20 protein-coding genes are annotated in these 13,258 nt (G+C 70.7%); 5 read left to right on the forward strand and 15 right to left on the reverse strand.

Features of this window, described 5'->3' with window-relative positions; all coding sequences use genetic code 11:
* Positions 1-5 precede the first annotated feature (5 nt).
* Complete coding sequence (locus VHD82_RS35410; protein WP_325713738.1) at positions 6-1,358, forward strand: diacylglycerol/lipid kinase family protein; 1,353 nt, start codon at positions 6-8, stop codon at positions 1,356-1,358.
* A 6-nt stretch (positions 1,359-1,364) separates the two neighbouring features.
* Here VHD82_RS35410 and VHD82_RS35415 read toward each other — a convergent pair whose 3' ends face one another.
* Complete coding sequence (locus tag VHD82_RS35415; protein WP_325713741.1) at positions 1,365-1,871, reverse strand: DUF1269 domain-containing protein; 507 nt, start codon at positions 1,869-1,871, stop codon at positions 1,365-1,367.
* Positions 1,872-2,025: 154 nt separating this feature from the next.
* Here VHD82_RS35415 and VHD82_RS35420 point away from each other — a divergent pair, with 154 nt between their 5' ends.
* The gene (locus VHD82_RS35420) at positions 2,026-2,439 is read left to right on the forward strand and encodes a DUF7144 family membrane protein (protein WP_325713745.1); all 414 of its coding nucleotides are present in this window, start codon (positions 2,026-2,028) and stop codon (positions 2,437-2,439) included.
* 96 nt (positions 2,440-2,535) lie between these two features.
* Positions 2,536-3,000 carry a DUF7144 family membrane protein gene (locus VHD82_RS35425; RefSeq protein WP_325713748.1) on the forward strand — a complete coding sequence of 155 codons (465 nt, stop codon included), beginning with the start codon at positions 2,536-2,538 and terminating at the stop codon, positions 2,998-3,000.
* Between the two features lie 7 nt (positions 3,001-3,007).
* Here VHD82_RS35425 and VHD82_RS35430 read toward each other — a convergent pair whose 3' ends face one another.
* From VHD82_RS35430 to VHD82_RS35465, 8 genes are all read right to left on the reverse strand, one after another.
* Positions 3,008-4,387: an MFS transporter gene (locus VHD82_RS35430; RefSeq protein ID WP_325713751.1), complete on the reverse strand. Its 1,380-nt coding sequence runs from the start codon at positions 4,385-4,387 to the stop codon at positions 3,008-3,010.
* A 94-nt stretch (positions 4,388-4,481) separates the two neighbouring features.
* Positions 4,482-6,254, reverse strand: coding sequence for a complex I subunit 5 family protein (locus VHD82_RS35435; protein ID WP_325713754.1), 1,773 nt, complete (start codon positions 6,252-6,254; stop codon positions 4,482-4,484).
* A gap of 4 nt (positions 6,255-6,258) precedes the next feature.
* A complete protein-coding gene (locus VHD82_RS35440; RefSeq protein WP_325713757.1) occupies positions 6,259-6,603 on the reverse strand; it encodes a cation:proton antiporter subunit C in 345 nt (114 codons plus the stop codon).
* Complete coding sequence (locus tag VHD82_RS35445; RefSeq protein ID WP_325713759.1) at positions 6,600-7,325, reverse strand: MnhB domain-containing protein; 726 nt, start codon at positions 7,323-7,325, stop codon at positions 6,600-6,602. Before VHD82_RS35445 ends, VHD82_RS35440 begins: the two co-directional genes overlap by 4 nt.
* Entirely contained in the window at positions 7,322-7,555 is a 234-nt protein-coding gene (locus VHD82_RS35450; RefSeq protein WP_325713761.1) for a DUF4040 domain-containing protein, read from the reverse strand. Before VHD82_RS35450 ends, VHD82_RS35445 begins: the two co-directional genes overlap by 4 nt.
* The gene (locus tag VHD82_RS35455) at positions 7,552-7,839 is read right to left on the reverse strand and encodes a monovalent cation/H(+) antiporter subunit G (protein ID WP_325713763.1); all 288 of its coding nucleotides are present in this window, start codon (positions 7,837-7,839) and stop codon (positions 7,552-7,554) included. Before VHD82_RS35455 ends, VHD82_RS35450 begins: the two co-directional genes overlap by 4 nt.
* A complete protein-coding gene (locus VHD82_RS35460) occupies positions 7,836-8,087 on the reverse strand; it encodes a hypothetical protein (protein WP_325713765.1) in 252 nt (83 codons plus the stop codon). The genes VHD82_RS35455 and VHD82_RS35460 overlap by 4 nt, the downstream gene beginning before the upstream one ends.
* Entirely contained in the window at positions 8,084-8,536 is a 453-nt protein-coding gene (locus VHD82_RS35465; RefSeq protein WP_325713767.1) for a Na+/H+ antiporter subunit E, read from the reverse strand. Before VHD82_RS35465 ends, VHD82_RS35460 begins: the two co-directional genes overlap by 4 nt.
* 88 nt (positions 8,537-8,624) lie before the next feature.
* On the opposite strand from VHD82_RS35465, the gene VHD82_RS35470 reads away from it, so the two are divergent.
* Complete coding sequence (locus VHD82_RS35470; RefSeq protein ID WP_325713769.1) at positions 8,625-9,473, forward strand: hypothetical protein; 849 nt, start codon at positions 8,625-8,627, stop codon at positions 9,471-9,473.
* 42 nt (positions 9,474-9,515) lie between these two features.
* Positions 9,516-10,871: a cytochrome P450 gene (locus tag VHD82_RS35475; protein ID WP_325713771.1), complete on the forward strand. Its 1,356-nt coding sequence runs from the start codon at positions 9,516-9,518 to the stop codon at positions 10,869-10,871.
* Here VHD82_RS35475 and VHD82_RS35480 read toward each other — a convergent pair.
* The 6 genes from VHD82_RS35480 to VHD82_RS35505 all read right to left on the reverse strand — a co-directional run bounded on the left by VHD82_RS35480 (position 10,837) and on the right by VHD82_RS35505 (position 13,033).
* A complete protein-coding gene (locus VHD82_RS35480; protein ID WP_325713773.1) occupies positions 10,837-11,439 on the reverse strand; it encodes a class I SAM-dependent methyltransferase in 603 nt (200 codons plus the stop codon). The two genes, VHD82_RS35475 and VHD82_RS35480, sit on opposite strands and share 35 nt — an antisense overlap.
* Positions 11,436-11,744: a hypothetical protein gene (locus VHD82_RS35485; RefSeq protein ID WP_325713775.1), complete on the reverse strand. Its 309-nt coding sequence runs from the start codon at positions 11,742-11,744 to the stop codon at positions 11,436-11,438. The genes VHD82_RS35480 and VHD82_RS35485 overlap by 4 nt, the downstream gene beginning before the upstream one ends.
* Complete coding sequence (locus VHD82_RS35490) at positions 11,735-11,863, reverse strand: hypothetical protein (RefSeq protein ID WP_325713777.1); 129 nt, start codon at positions 11,861-11,863, stop codon at positions 11,735-11,737. Before VHD82_RS35490 ends, VHD82_RS35485 begins: the two co-directional genes overlap by 10 nt.
* Positions 11,864-11,885: 22 nt before the next feature.
* Complete coding sequence (locus VHD82_RS35495; protein WP_325713779.1) at positions 11,886-12,218, reverse strand: plasmid stabilization protein; 333 nt, start codon at positions 12,216-12,218, stop codon at positions 11,886-11,888.
* Positions 12,219-12,285: 67 nt separating this feature from the next.
* Positions 12,286-12,675: an STAS domain-containing protein gene (locus VHD82_RS35500; RefSeq protein WP_325713781.1), complete on the reverse strand. Its 390-nt coding sequence runs from the start codon at positions 12,673-12,675 to the stop codon at positions 12,286-12,288.
* 133 nt (positions 12,676-12,808) lie between these two features.
* Positions 12,809-13,033, reverse strand: a complete 225-nt coding sequence (locus VHD82_RS35505; protein WP_325713783.1) for a hypothetical protein — start codon at positions 13,031-13,033, stop codon at positions 12,809-12,811.
* Positions 13,034-13,258: the final 225 nt, after the last annotated feature.

The following is a 13,258-nucleotide window of genomic DNA, read 5'->3' on the forward strand; positions in this document are numbered from 1 at the left end:
GGAACGTGGCCACTGACGCTCGACCTTCGCCCGCCCGCCGGCTGTGCGCGGCGCTGTCCCTCCTCGCCGTACTGGTGGCGCTCGGCATCGGGATCGGCGCGCTGGTCCGGCATCCGGTCCAGCTGGTGATCGCCGTCGTGCTCATCGTTTGCGCGGTGAACGCGGCGTGGTTCGCGCTGGTGCATCACGGCGTGCGCCGGTGGTCCGCCGCCCTCGCCGCGCTCCTGGCACTGGCCGGTCTCGTCGCCTTGCCCGGATTGCACGCGATCGTGGTACTGCTCGTCGTGCTCGGGCTGTGCGTGCTCGCGATGGTGACGGCGCGGATCGCGTTCGGCCACGACCTCGCGCCCGAGCGCACGGGTGTCCGGGTCGGCCGGGCCCGGCGGGGCGTGTTGCTGGTCAACCCGCGCTCGGGTGGGGGTAAGGCGGAACGCTTCGGGCTGCTGCCGCTGGCACGCGAACGCGGCGTCGTGGCGATGGTGCTGCAACCCGGCGACGACCTGCGCGCGCTGGCGGAGGGGGCAGTCGCGGCGGGAGCCGACGTACTCGGGATGGCGGGCGGCGACGGGTCCCAGGCGCTGGTGGCCGACGTCGCACGCCGTCACGGGGTCGCGTTCGTGTGCGTGCCGGCGGGCACCCGCAACCACTTCGCGCTCGACCTCGGGCTGGACCGCGAGGACGTGCCGGCCGCGCTCGACGCGTTCGGTCCCGCGTTCGAACGGCGGGTCGATCTGGCCATGGTCGGCGACCGCGTGTTCGTCAACAACGCTTCGCTCGGGGTGTACGCCGCCGTCGTGCAGTCCCCCGGTTACCGCGACGCGAAGCTCGCCACGGTGGCGCAGCGGCTGCCCGAACTCCTCGGCCCGGACGCCGAGCGCCCCGATCTCCGCTTCACCCGGCCGGAACACGGCCAACAGCCACCCGCCGACATCCTGCTCATCTCGAACGGCGCCTACCGGCTCGATCACGTCAACGGCTTCGGCACGAGAGAACGCCTCGACGCCGGGCGGCTCGGGATCGTGGCGGTGACGGTCGACCGCGCCCGCGATGTGCCGGCGCTGATCTCCGCCGAGCTGGCCGGAAAGCTCTCGGAATTCCACGGCTACCGGGAATGGACGGCGAACGAGTTCGTCGTGGACTCCGCCAGCGCCTCGGTCGAAGTCGGCGTGGACGGCGAAGCGCTACGGCTGCCGCCCCCGCTGCGGTTCTCGATCCTGCCCGGCGCGCTGCGCGTGCGGGTGCCGGTGGACGCGCCGCAGGCGGCACCTGCGGCGCTGGTCCCCCACGGCATCACCGGCGCGATCGGTTCGCTTTTCCTGGTGCTGTCCGGTCGCCCCGCGCACCGGGAGCCCGGCTGAGCCGGGTCAGGCGTGCTGTGGTTCGGTCGTGTCGGCGAACGCCTCGCGCAGTCGCTCTTCCTGCTCGGTGGAGAGGTTGGTCGTGATCAGCGAGGCGCCGGTCTCCTTGAACGGGCCCAGCACCTTGTCCTCGACCGCGTCGCTGGACACCACGAACAACGCCGACGTGCCGGGCACGACCTGCTTCCGGACCTCGCGGACGAAGTCCTCGTCTATCCCCGCGTGCGCCATCGACCCGCTCAGCGCGCCGACCGCGGCACCCACCGCCATCCCCAGCAGCGGCACGAAGAAGATGAGCCCGAAGAGGAATCCCCAGAAACTGCCGCCCAGCGCGCCGGCACCGGTGAGCTTGCCGAGGTCCTTGGTCTTCGGCTTCTTCCGGTCCTGCGGCCAGGTGACGTATGCGGCGTCGTTGACCCGGATCAGCTGCTCCTTCTGCAGCCTGGAAAGCAGGTGCAGCGCGTCCTCCGCGCCACCCGCCGAATCGAACTTCCACACCGTCAACGTGCCCATCTGCTGCCTCCTTCGTCGGCGGGCCGGGATTCACGGCCCGGCAGCGACGCTGGCCCGGGCGGCGGGTGCTGCCATCACCCGCCAATGGTGAGGCCAGGGCGGCCGGACCCGGGGACCGTCCGGGGTATCGGAACCCGAAACCGGGGAGGACGTCATGAGCGCGACACGAACCACGGAGCGTACGACCGGCTGGACCGGCTGGGTCGCGTTCTGCGGGATCATGCTGGTGCTGCTGGGCCTGTTCCACGCGGTCGAGGGCCTGGTCGCGGTCTTCGACAAGGGGTACTACCTGGTCGCCCCGTCCGGGCTGCCGGTGCACCTGAGCTACAACGTGTGGGGCTGGCTGCAGGTCGGCATGGGTGTCGTCGCGGTGCTGGTCGGGATCGGGGTGCTGGCGGGCAACACCATCGCCCAGGTCGCCGGCGCCGTCTTCGCTGCCGCGAGCGCGGTGGTGCACCTGCTGTTCATCGCCGCTTACCCGGTGTGGGCCATCGTGATCATCACCGTCGACGTGCTGATCATCTACGCGCTCTTGGTGCACGGCAAGGAAATCACCGCGAAGGACTAGCGCGCGGAGATCTCACCCTCGACAGGCGAAGCCGCCGCTCGCGGCGCCGGGGTGTGCTGGCCCGCGACCGTCCGGACATCGACGGAAGGGAAAGCCATGACCCAACAAGCACACCCGGGCACCGCGAGCGGCACCGGGCCGATTTCCGCCGGCGCGCCGCGAACCAGGTCCCGCACGATGTGGGTGGGCTGGATCTGGTTCGGCGGCACGATGATGATCATGCTGGGAATGTTCAACGTGATCGAAGGGCTCGTCGCCCTGTTCAACGACAAGTACTACGTCACGAGCCCGTCCGGCCTGCTGGTGTTCGACATCACCGGCTGGGGCTGGGTCCACCTGATCATCGGCGTGCTGGCCGTCGCCGCCGGGTTCGCGCTGTTCACCGGTGCAGCCTGGGCACGCGTCGCCACGGTCGTCCTGGCCGGCATCAATGCCTTGGCGCAGCTGACCTTCCTGTCCGCGTACCCGGTGTGGGCCACGATCATCATCGCGCTCGACGTGCTGGTGATCTGGGCGGTCATCGTGCACGGCAAGGAAGTCGAGTCCGACCGGACCTGGTGAGCCGGGTTCACCCCGCCTCCCGCGTGGCCTTGCCACGCGGGAGGAACGCTGCCACCGCAAGGCCACCGAGTGCGGCGACGGCCAGGGTCGCCATCGCGGCGGCGTAGGCGTGCGTGGTCAGGCCGGAAACCAGGATCGTGCCCGCGATCGCCGTGCCCAGCGAAGAACCGAGGTTGGACACGCTGCGCGAGACACCCGAGATCTCGCCCTGCTGATCCTCCCCGAACGCGGACTGCACGACGTTGACCGACGGGGTCAGCATCAGCCCGATCCCCAGGCCCGTCAGCAGCAGGCCCGGCGCGGAAACCCAGGGATTCTTCGAGATTCCCGAAAGTCCCAGCAGCAGGCCGATACCGGCGGCGGTCAGCGCGAACCCCGTCATGACGAGACTGCGCTGCGCGTGGCGTTTGGCCAGCCGCTCGGCCGAAAAAGACGAAACCAGCAAGCCGGCCGTGGCCGCGCTGAAGATCACGCCGGTCTGTATCGCGTTGTAGCCGCGCACCACCTGCAGGTAGGTCGCCACCACGAACGACGTGCCCATCAGCACCAGCCATTGCAGGTTCTGGGTGACCAGCCCGAGATTGGCCACCCGCCGGCGGAACACCGCCAGCGACACCAGCGGTTGGCCGCCGCCGCGTTCCCTGGCCCGCACCCAGCCGAAAAAACCCGCCAGTACCAGGAATCCGGCGGCGAGCAGGCCCAACATGAGCCAGACATCGTTGTCCGCGGCCAGAATCCCGGTGACCAGCAGGACCAGCCCGATCGCCGAAAGCGCCGCGCCGACGCCGTCGAACGAGCGCCCGCGATCGGCGGGCAGCGGGTCGGTGATCCGGCGGCCGAGCAGCACGATGACCACCACCAGCAGGGCCTGGAACGCGAACGCGGCCCGCCAGCTGATCGCCGCCGTGATGAGCCCGCCGATCAGCGGGCCGGCGGCGGCGCCGATCCCGCCCATCGCCATGATGGCGCCGAAAGCGCGGGCGCGGGACAGGAGATCCTGGAACAGCAACGTGGTCAGGATGTAGACGGGCGGGATCAGCAGCGCCGTCCCGACGCCCTGCATGATCGAATATCCCAGCACGAGCACGACCAGCCCGGGCGCGAAAGCGGCGAGCACCGCGCCGAGCCCATACAGCAAAAGCCCGGCGGTGAAGCATTTCTTCCGTCCGAAGAGGTCGGTCAGCTTGCCGCCGGGGATCATCAGCGCCGCCATCACCAGCAGGAAGAGCGTGATCGCCAGCTGCACCCCCTGCACGGTTGTCTTGAGGTCCACGCTGATGTCGTTGATCATCACATTCATCGTGGAACCCGCGAAACTGCACAGGAACTGCGCCAGCGCCAGCGGCACGAGCACCGCTCTTCGCGCTCCGGCCACGGTTTCGGACATCGGCCTCGCCTCGATCCTTAGCGGGATCCTGCGACGGTACCGGTTTTCACTTGTGGGGAAAGAGGACTAAGTCACCGGCGTGGTCAGGAATCCCTCAGAGCAGCACGAGAAACCCGAGCACCGTCACCCCGGCCAGCAGCCACGCCACGTAATCGCCGACATGTCCGGAATGGACCCGGTGCAGCACCCCGATCGAGCGCTCGGCGGGGCGCAGCCACGAGGGTCGCCACAATGCGATCGCCGCGAGCGCCACCGCCGCCACGACGCTCGCGAAAGCCAGCAGCAGCCCCGTTCCGGTCCAGCCGGCCGGAACGGCCGCCTCCGCATGGCCCGCCGGGACCACCGGGAGCGTGTCGTGCAGGTAGCCGGCGCGATCGGCCTCCTGCGCGCCCGCCCGGCCCGCGACACCACCGGCCAGTGACACCACCATCGACGAGGCGAGCAAGAGCACGACCGCGGTGAGCATGACCACCGGCGTCCGCCGAATCCGTTGTGGCGTCTCGGGTTCTTCGTCGGCCCCGGTGGTCTTTTCGGTGTCCTCCTCCCGCGGCGGGCTGCCGAGTCCGAAGTAGACCCGCAACCCGGCACGCAGCACGCTCGCCCCGGTCACCACCGAAACCAGCACGAACACCACCGGCAGCCACGCCTGCCCGGCCTCCCCTGCCGCGTGCTCGGTGACGTCCTTGCCGAACGCGACCCCGAACGGCGGCAGCCCGCACAACACCAGCGCCGCCAGCGAAAACAGCGCGCCCTCCCAGCGGAATCCCTTGGCACGGCCGAAAAGATCGTCCTCGTCAACGTTCCCGTACCGGTCCATCAGGACACCGACGAGCAGGAACAACGCCCCCTTCGCGCCCGCGTGCGCGGCCGCGGACAACAGGAAACCGGCGGTCGCCGGACCGTCGAGGACGGCGAGGCCACCCAGGAACAGGCCCGTGTGGGCGATCGTGGAGTAGGCCAGCAGCCGTTTGAGATGCCGCTGGGTGAAACACAGCACGGCCCCCAGCACCGCGGTCGCCACGCCCAGTACCAGCAGCACCCGGGTGAGCACGGCCGCGTCCAGCACCCCGCCGAACGCCACCCGGTACACCCGGAGCACACCGTAAGTGCCCAGTTCCACCATGATGCCGGAGAACAGCACGCACACCGGGGTCGGCGCGACCGCGTGCGCGTCGGTGAGCCAGAAATGGAACGGCACCGCCGCGGCCTTCACCAGCAGCCCGGTGCACACGAGCACGAAGGCGCCACCGACCAGGGTGTCGGCGGGGTGCCCGTCCAGCGCGACCCCGACCTGCGCGAGCCCGACCTGCCCGGTGTGCGCGTAGAGCGCTCCGATGCCCATCAGGCTGAAGTACGCGCCGAGGGAGTTCACCACCCCGAAGTTCAGCGCGCCCTGCACCGAATCCGCTTCCTCGACGCGATAACCGGTGAGTGCGTAGGCCACCCCGCTCATCAGCTCGAAGAAGACGAACATCGTGAACAGGTCACCGGTGAGCAGGAAACCGAGAACCCCGGTGAGGAACAACAACATCATGGCGTGGTAGCGAGCATCCACGGCTTCGAAGTAGCGCCAGCTGTACAGCAGCGCGCAGCCGGTCAGGAACGCCGCGAGCAGGCCGAGGCCCGTGTTGAGGGTGTCGGCCACCAGCACCGTGCCCAGTGCCCTGGTGCCGTCGGGATGGTAGCCGCCGAGCCAGGTGACGATCCGTCCACTTCGGACCTGCGTCAGCAGCACGGCCAGCAGCGCGACAACCGCGCAGGTGGCGGCGGTGGCGATCGCGTCGGTCACCGCGCGCGGCAGGCGCGGGCCCGCGCCCAGCAGCAGGCAGGCCACCAGCAGCGGCACCGCGATGACGAGTGCGGTCAACGGATCACCCGCGGAGCTCGCGCAGCCGGTCGGGATCGACCGTGCCGTGCCGGTTCGCGACCTGGATGGTCAGCGCCAGCAGCACAGCGGTGATGGTCGCCGATACCACGATGTCGGTCAGGGTCATCGCCTGCACCAGCGGGTCGACGACGGGCTGCGACTGCCCGGGTGCAACTATCGGCGCCCCGCCGCCGTCCTGGTAGCCGATCGCCAGCAGCAGCACGTAGGTACCCGACTGCGCAACGGAAAGCGACACCACCGTATGCACCAGGTGATCACTGCGCACAATGCCCGCGCAACCGGTCAGCAGCAGCCACACGGCGACGGTGTAACACGCGACGGTGATCACGACGGCTCCTCGCTTTCGCTGCCCTGCGCCAGGAACTGAGCCAGCAGCACCACCAGCCCGGCGGCGACCTCGATGCCGACCAGGATGCTGAGCACCGGCACCGTGCCCGCCGACAGCAGGGAGCCGAACGACCCCAGTGGCAGCACGTTGCGCAGGAACGCCCCGCCCACCACGAGACCGAGCACGCCGACGACGGCGTAGAGCCCGGTGCTCGCCGCCTCGGCGTACTCGCACCAGTCGAGCGGACGCAGTTTCGCCAGCGCGGCCGGGGATCCGGCGATGTAGAGCAGATGCCAGCCGGTGGCCAGCACGACCCCGCCCTGGAAGCCGCCGCCGGGGGTGAGATGGCCGTGCGCCACGATGTCGAGGCCGAGCACGAGGATGACCGGCAGCAGCAGGTATCCGGCGAGTTTCACCGACGGGAGCACCCGGCCGCGGTTCCGGTGGTGGGGCTGTTTTCCGGTGGAGAGCAAGGAAAGGGCGCCGACCACGGCCGCGGCGACGATCGTCTCCTCGCCGAGGGTGTCCAGCGCGCGCAGGTCGAAGTTGACCGACGACACGACGTTCGGGGTCAACCGGCCGATGGCGGCCGGCACCGCGAGGTCGCGGTAGACGTGCACCGCGCTGCCGACGGCGGGCATCCGCAGGAACACCAGCGCCAGCAGCACGGCGACCCCGGCCAGCCCGGCCACGCTCAGCATCGTGCGCTGCCGCAGGGTCATCGGCCCGCCTTGCGGATCGTGAGCAGCACCATCAGCGGCACCACGGCCGAGCCCACCGCCAGTTCCGACAGCGCCACGTCGGGGGCCTGCAACACGACGAACAGCACGGTGAGGCAGAGCCCGTACACCGAGAGTGTGATCGCCTGCCGCTTCGGATCCCGCGTCCACACCACGGCGAATCCGCCGGCCGCGACCAGAGCCAGCGCCAGCAGCAGGACCACCGGCGTCACGACGGCAGCTCCTCGTCCAGCAGGCCCTCGCTGTTCGCCACCAGCCGCGCCGTGGCCGACTGCAGGACCGGCCCGGTCACCGCCAGCAGCACAACGGTCAGCACGATCGCCGCCGTGCCCAGATGCCAGCCGTTGCCGATGGCGAGCCCGGCGCCGATCAGCGGCGCGCCGAACGTCCCCGCCGGAGAAAGCAGATGCAGCCTCGTCAGCAGCGCGCGGGAACGGAGCATCCCCGCCGCGGAAGCCAGTACCACCGCGACTCCCACGTAGACCAGCACGATCATCGCGTCCCCAGCAGCCGGGCGAAGACCAGCGTCCCGGCGACGGCCAGCACGGTGAGCGTGAGCGGCAGGATGATCGCGCTGGAGGGCCCGTAGGCCTGCACGAGCACCAGCAGCACGAGCACAGTGCTGATTCCCGCCAGCTGGAGCCCCGCGAGCCGCCGCAACGCGTCACCCCGCGCCGCCATCCACAACGCCGGGCCGAGCCCGCCCGACATCAGCAGCGCGGCGGCGATGAGCAGCCCTGTCATCGCCGCACCCGGTCGAGCACCGGCGCCGCGCCCTCGGTGAGCCGGTGCACCAGCAGCTCGCCCGCGGGCGCCGCGATCACCATCGTGCCCGGGGTGCAGCCGATCGCCACGGTGGCGACGGCCTGCCGGGCCGCGCCCCTGGCCCGCGGTTCACAGGGCAGGGTAAGGGTTTCCACGTGCCCCGCGGCCGGCTCGCGGAACACCGTGACCAGCGCGGTGACCGACTCCCGCAACGCCGCCCACGGCACCGTCACCAGCCAGCGTGCCCAGCCCGCCCGCGGCCGCCACACGTCGCCCATCGCCAGCCGGGCGGCCCGGGCCGCGACCGCACCTGCCGCCGCGATGCAGGCCGCCGCGACCAGTTCGGGCACGGACGGCGACGACAACGTCAGTATGTACAGCCCCACAAGCGCGATCCACCACGCGCCGGCCTCCGCCACCGTTTTCACGGGCGGCGGGTACCCGCCCCGGCCGGTTTTCAAGCAGGTGTTTTCGCGACGGCGACGCGGGCTACCCGCCGGGCATGAAGGTCCGCCCATGTTGATCCTGACTGTGGACGCGTGCTCCCCCAGCGCACGTCTCGATCTCGTGGCCACCGCGACCAGCCAGGTGAAGGACTCGGAGCGGGTCGCGCAGGCGCTGGACTCGCCGCGGCTGAACGAGCTGCTGGCCCGGCTCCCGGCGCCGGACGCGGTGGCGCACCGGTTCGCCGCCGGCGGGCCCCAACCGGCCATTGTGGACGATCACGTGCGAGCCGAACTGGACGCGGCCGCCGGCCCCGGTCGTGTCCCGATGCCGGAATCGCTGGCGTTACTGGACTTCCTGCGCGAACGGCTGCCGGACGTACCACACGTCGCGTGCCCGGACTCGGCGTATACCCACCGATGGCACGGTCTTTCCCTCGACTGGTCCCTGCGGCGGGCGGCGCACCTGCTGGGCCGCCCGGCCGGCGAGCTCGACCTCGTACTGGCGCACGTCGACGAGGACTGGTCGGTCTGCGCGGCACGCAAGGGCGTCTGCCTCGACAGCGACGGGTCGCCTGCCGATCCGGTGGACACCGAGGACGAGTTCCGCAGCGCGTTGCGTCACCACATCACGAAGGCCGCGGAGAAAACCGGGCGTCTCGACGGCCTGGTCTTCACCGGTGAACTCGGCTGGGGCAGTCCCGGACTCGCCGGCGCGGTCTGTGCCGGGCTGCCGTTTCTGGGGCTGCGTGGTGACCTGGTCACCGATCGCGAAGTCGACGCCATGGTCAGCCCGGAGGGTTCGGCCGTGCCGGTGCTGGCCGTGCGGGAACGGGAGGAGCTGCAGCTGGCCGAAATCGCCCGCCGTGCCGTGGAAGGCGAACCGGAAATCGCCAACCCGGACCGCGTGCGGCTCGACTGAGCGGGCCGGTTCGACTGCCGCCGAAGTGGGTAAATCCAGCCCATGGTGACACGACAAGGACCCCAGGCGATCCCCTCCGACGAGACGCTCGCCGCGGCGGCCCGCAGCCGTGACCGTTCCGCGGCCACGGCGTCGGTCGCGGACACCGCGCGCGTGGCCGTCGAAGTGCTGGCACCGACCCTCGCCGGTGGTGTCATCAAGCGGCGGCCGCGGGCGATGGCGCTGGCGGACCGGCTGCAGCTGGACCGCCCGGCGGTCCGGCTCCTGCAGCGGTTGCGAGCCCGCTACGACGGACGTCCGGTGCGGCTGCGGCTGCCCCGGTCCGTCACGGTGCTGCTCAACCACTCCGACGCGGGCGCGCTGCTGGCCGGCACGCCCAGCCCGTTCACCCCGGCGTCGCTGGAGAAAAGGGCCACGCTGAGCCATTTCCAGCCGCACGGCGTGCTGATCTCCGATTCCGGCACCCGCGCCGCCCGCCGCGAACTGAACGTGAAGGTGCTCGAGCCGGGCCGCGAACTACACGAACTGGCGGCACCGTGGGCGGCACGAATCGCCCAGCGCATCGGCGAACTGGCCACGACGAAGCTCGACTGGGACACGTTCAACACCCGCTGGTGGCAGCTCGTCCGCGAGAACACGCTGGGCGGCGACACGGCCGAGGACCGTGAACTGACCGACCTGCTCGACCGGCTGCGGCTGGACGCCAACTGGGCGTACGTGCATCCGAAGCGCAAGCAGTTGCGGAGCCGGTTCCTCGAACTGGTCGGGCAACAGGTGGCGCTCGACCGGCCGGGCAGCCTGGCCGCCGCACTGAACGCGACCCCCGGCGCGCCCGGCACCGATCCGGCCGGGCAGGTCCCGCACTGGCTGTTCGCTTTCGACGCCGCCGGCATCGTCACGTTCCGCACGCTTGCGCTACTGGCCTCGCATCCCCAGGCCGCGGCCCGGGCGCGCGCCGAGCTCACCGATTTGGAAAATCCGCAACAGCTGCCGTTCCTGCGCGCCTGTGTGCTCGAATCCGTCCGGCTCTGGCCCACCACGCCGGCCTTGCTCCGCGAAAGCGTCGAGGACACCGCGTGGGGCCGGCAGGGCACCACGTTGCTGGTGTTCACCCCGTTCTTCCATCGGGACGGGCAGCGACTGCCCTACGCGGACCGGTTCGAACCGGACATCTGGCTCGATGGCCGCGCCGCGGACGAACCGGCGCTGGTGCCGTTCAGCGCCGGGCCCGGCGCCTGCCCTGGCCGTGATGTGGTGTTGTTCACCGCCTCGACGGTGCTCGCGAACCTGCTGCGGCAGCACCGGTTTTCGTTGCTGGGAAAGGAACTGCGGCCGGGCGCGCTGCCCGCCACGCTCAACCACTTCACGCTGCGCTTCGCGGCGGAGCCTGCCAGCTGATCAGGACACGGCCGTAGAGCAACCGCCGGACGCGCACGCCCGGCAGCACCGCTCGCGCGTGGGCGCGGACCTGCCGGAGCGTGTCGCGCGGCGGCCAGCGAAGGGGCGCGGTGTGCTCCCATTTGCCCCGCACCCGGATCGCGATGCCGATCGCGACCCAGGAAGCGAGCTGCCACAAGGTGTTCCGCGGCGCATACCGCACGAGGGTCACCACGCCCAGCGTGCCGCCCGGAGCGACCGAGGACGCCAGCCGCCGCAGCGCGAGCGCCGTGTCGGGCAGGTGGTGCAGCATCGCGTTCGACACCACCGCGTCGTAGGTTTCCGGCTCCGCCGCCAGGAAATCCTCGTTCACCCAGCGCACCGGCGCGCCGGGGAAGCGGGCGCGAGCACGCTGGAGGACCGGCCCGTCGATATCGACAGCGGTGACCTCAGGGACCCGCTTGGCCAGCCGCACGGCGAGAAAGCCGTCGCCGCAGCCCACGTCCAGCACGCTGCGCGCATCCGCCGGGACACCCGCCGCGAGTAAGCGGTCGTAATGCAGGTTCGCGTTCCACCGGGGCCGGGTCACCCGGCGATTGTGCCAGCGGCAGCGGCTGCCAACTCCGGTAACGCGTACGTCCGCGCGGCTTCGGGCAGATCCCGGCAGAACGCCGTGTCCGGACACACCACGTGCGTCGTGCCCGGCATCCTCTCGCGCAGGAAATCCAGGAGCGACAACGACTTCGGCAGGTGCAACGGCGCCGGCGACACCACCTCGTCCAGGGCCGCGCGCACCCGGTCGGTCAGCACCGTCGGCGCGGTGACCGACGATCCGCCGCGCACCAGGCGATGCGCGACACAATCCACCGGGGAGAGCCGGTGGATCAGCTCCATGAGCCCGTCACGCGCTTCCCCGGTGGCTGTTCGACCTCGGCCGCGTCCAGCACCTCGCCGTCCTCGAGGTACATCATCGCCGCGGCCAGGTAGTCGCACGCGCGCCGATACCGCCGCAAGGTGTCCTCACCGGAAATGACGTCAGCGCCCCAACGCCTTCTGCAGCTGTTTCTTCGTCATCTTCGACCGGCCGGAGATCCCGCGCTGCTTCGCCTCGTTGTACAACTGGTCCCTCGTCGGGCCTCCCGGGCCCTGCCGGTTGCCGGAGCGCTTGCCACCACGGTGCTGCGGCGAAACGTCCTTTGTGGACGTCTTGCTCGCCTGCCGGGATTCCCCGCTCTGCGCACGGTTCTTGTTCACCACGCGGGCGGCGATCTCCTCGGCGCGGCCTTCGCTCGCGCCGCGGTCCTGCTGGCTTTCCTTGACGTGCTGGTACTGACGCTCTCGTTTGCTGTTCCAGGCCTGTTGCGGCATGACGACCTCCGTTCCGCGGATCTTCCCTGACCAGCGGTTACCCGGAGCAGCCGCCGGGCAAACGGAGTTAGGCGAAGGCCAGCGCCTCACGCAGCGTCGGAGCCACGGTGAGTACCTTGTCGAGCCCGGTCACGCCGATCGAACGAAGCACCGACCGTGACGAACTCACGATCCGCAGCGGGATTCCGCGCTCCTGGCAGGCCTCGGCCTCCTGGACGAGCACGACGAGCCCGGCGGAACCGAGGAAATCCACTTCCTCCAGATCGAGTACCACCGGCGCGGGCGGGACGACGGCATGCTGCGCCCGGCGCAGCTGGCCGGCGAGATCCCCCGCCGTGGCCAGGTCCACTTCACCGGCGACGCGCACCAGCACGTGGCCATCGGCCGGCTCCTGGCGGATGCGCAGCATATCGCCGGATTGCCGTACCGAACGGGAAATGTCCGTTGTGTGAGCCATGATGCCCTCCTCTGCGACGACCTCGCGTCGCTCGTGGGCGGCAGGCTGTCTCCTCAACCCGAGTACTACCTCGACGGTAGCCCCTTCCTTGGGATACGCAACCGCCCGTGCCCACCAGGGGAGCGGCGATGACTCACGGTGCCCGGTGCGCGACGAACCTGTCCCGCGACCGCACCGCGGCCGGGCGCCGCCGGTGATACAGCCCCATCACCGCCGCGACCAGCATGGTCACGCCGTGCAGGATGGTGTCGGCCCAGCGCAGCGAGAACACGCCCTCGAGCTCCCGCGGGCCGCCCAGCGCGCCGACCACGATCCCGTACGGCGGGCAGCCCGGCGAGCACGACCATCGGTGCGGCACCGAGGAATTCGGCCGTAGGAGCGTGCCGCGCCGCCACCAGCGCGGCGAGGCCGATCGCCGTGCGCACCAGGTCGGGCAGCGGGCCCGAACTGAACCACAGCACGCTCGCGCCGGTGAAGAAACCGGCGACACCGAGCGCGAGACAGGCCAGGCCGATCGCGAGTGCGTGAGCGGCGCGGGGATGTGTTGTGCTGCCGCGCTTCCGCCCGCATCGTCCCTCCTTGT

It is taken from the genome of Amycolatopsis sp. (genome assembly GCF_035546795.1).
GTDB lineage: Bacteria > Actinomycetota > Actinomycetes > Mycobacteriales > Pseudonocardiaceae > Amycolatopsis_E.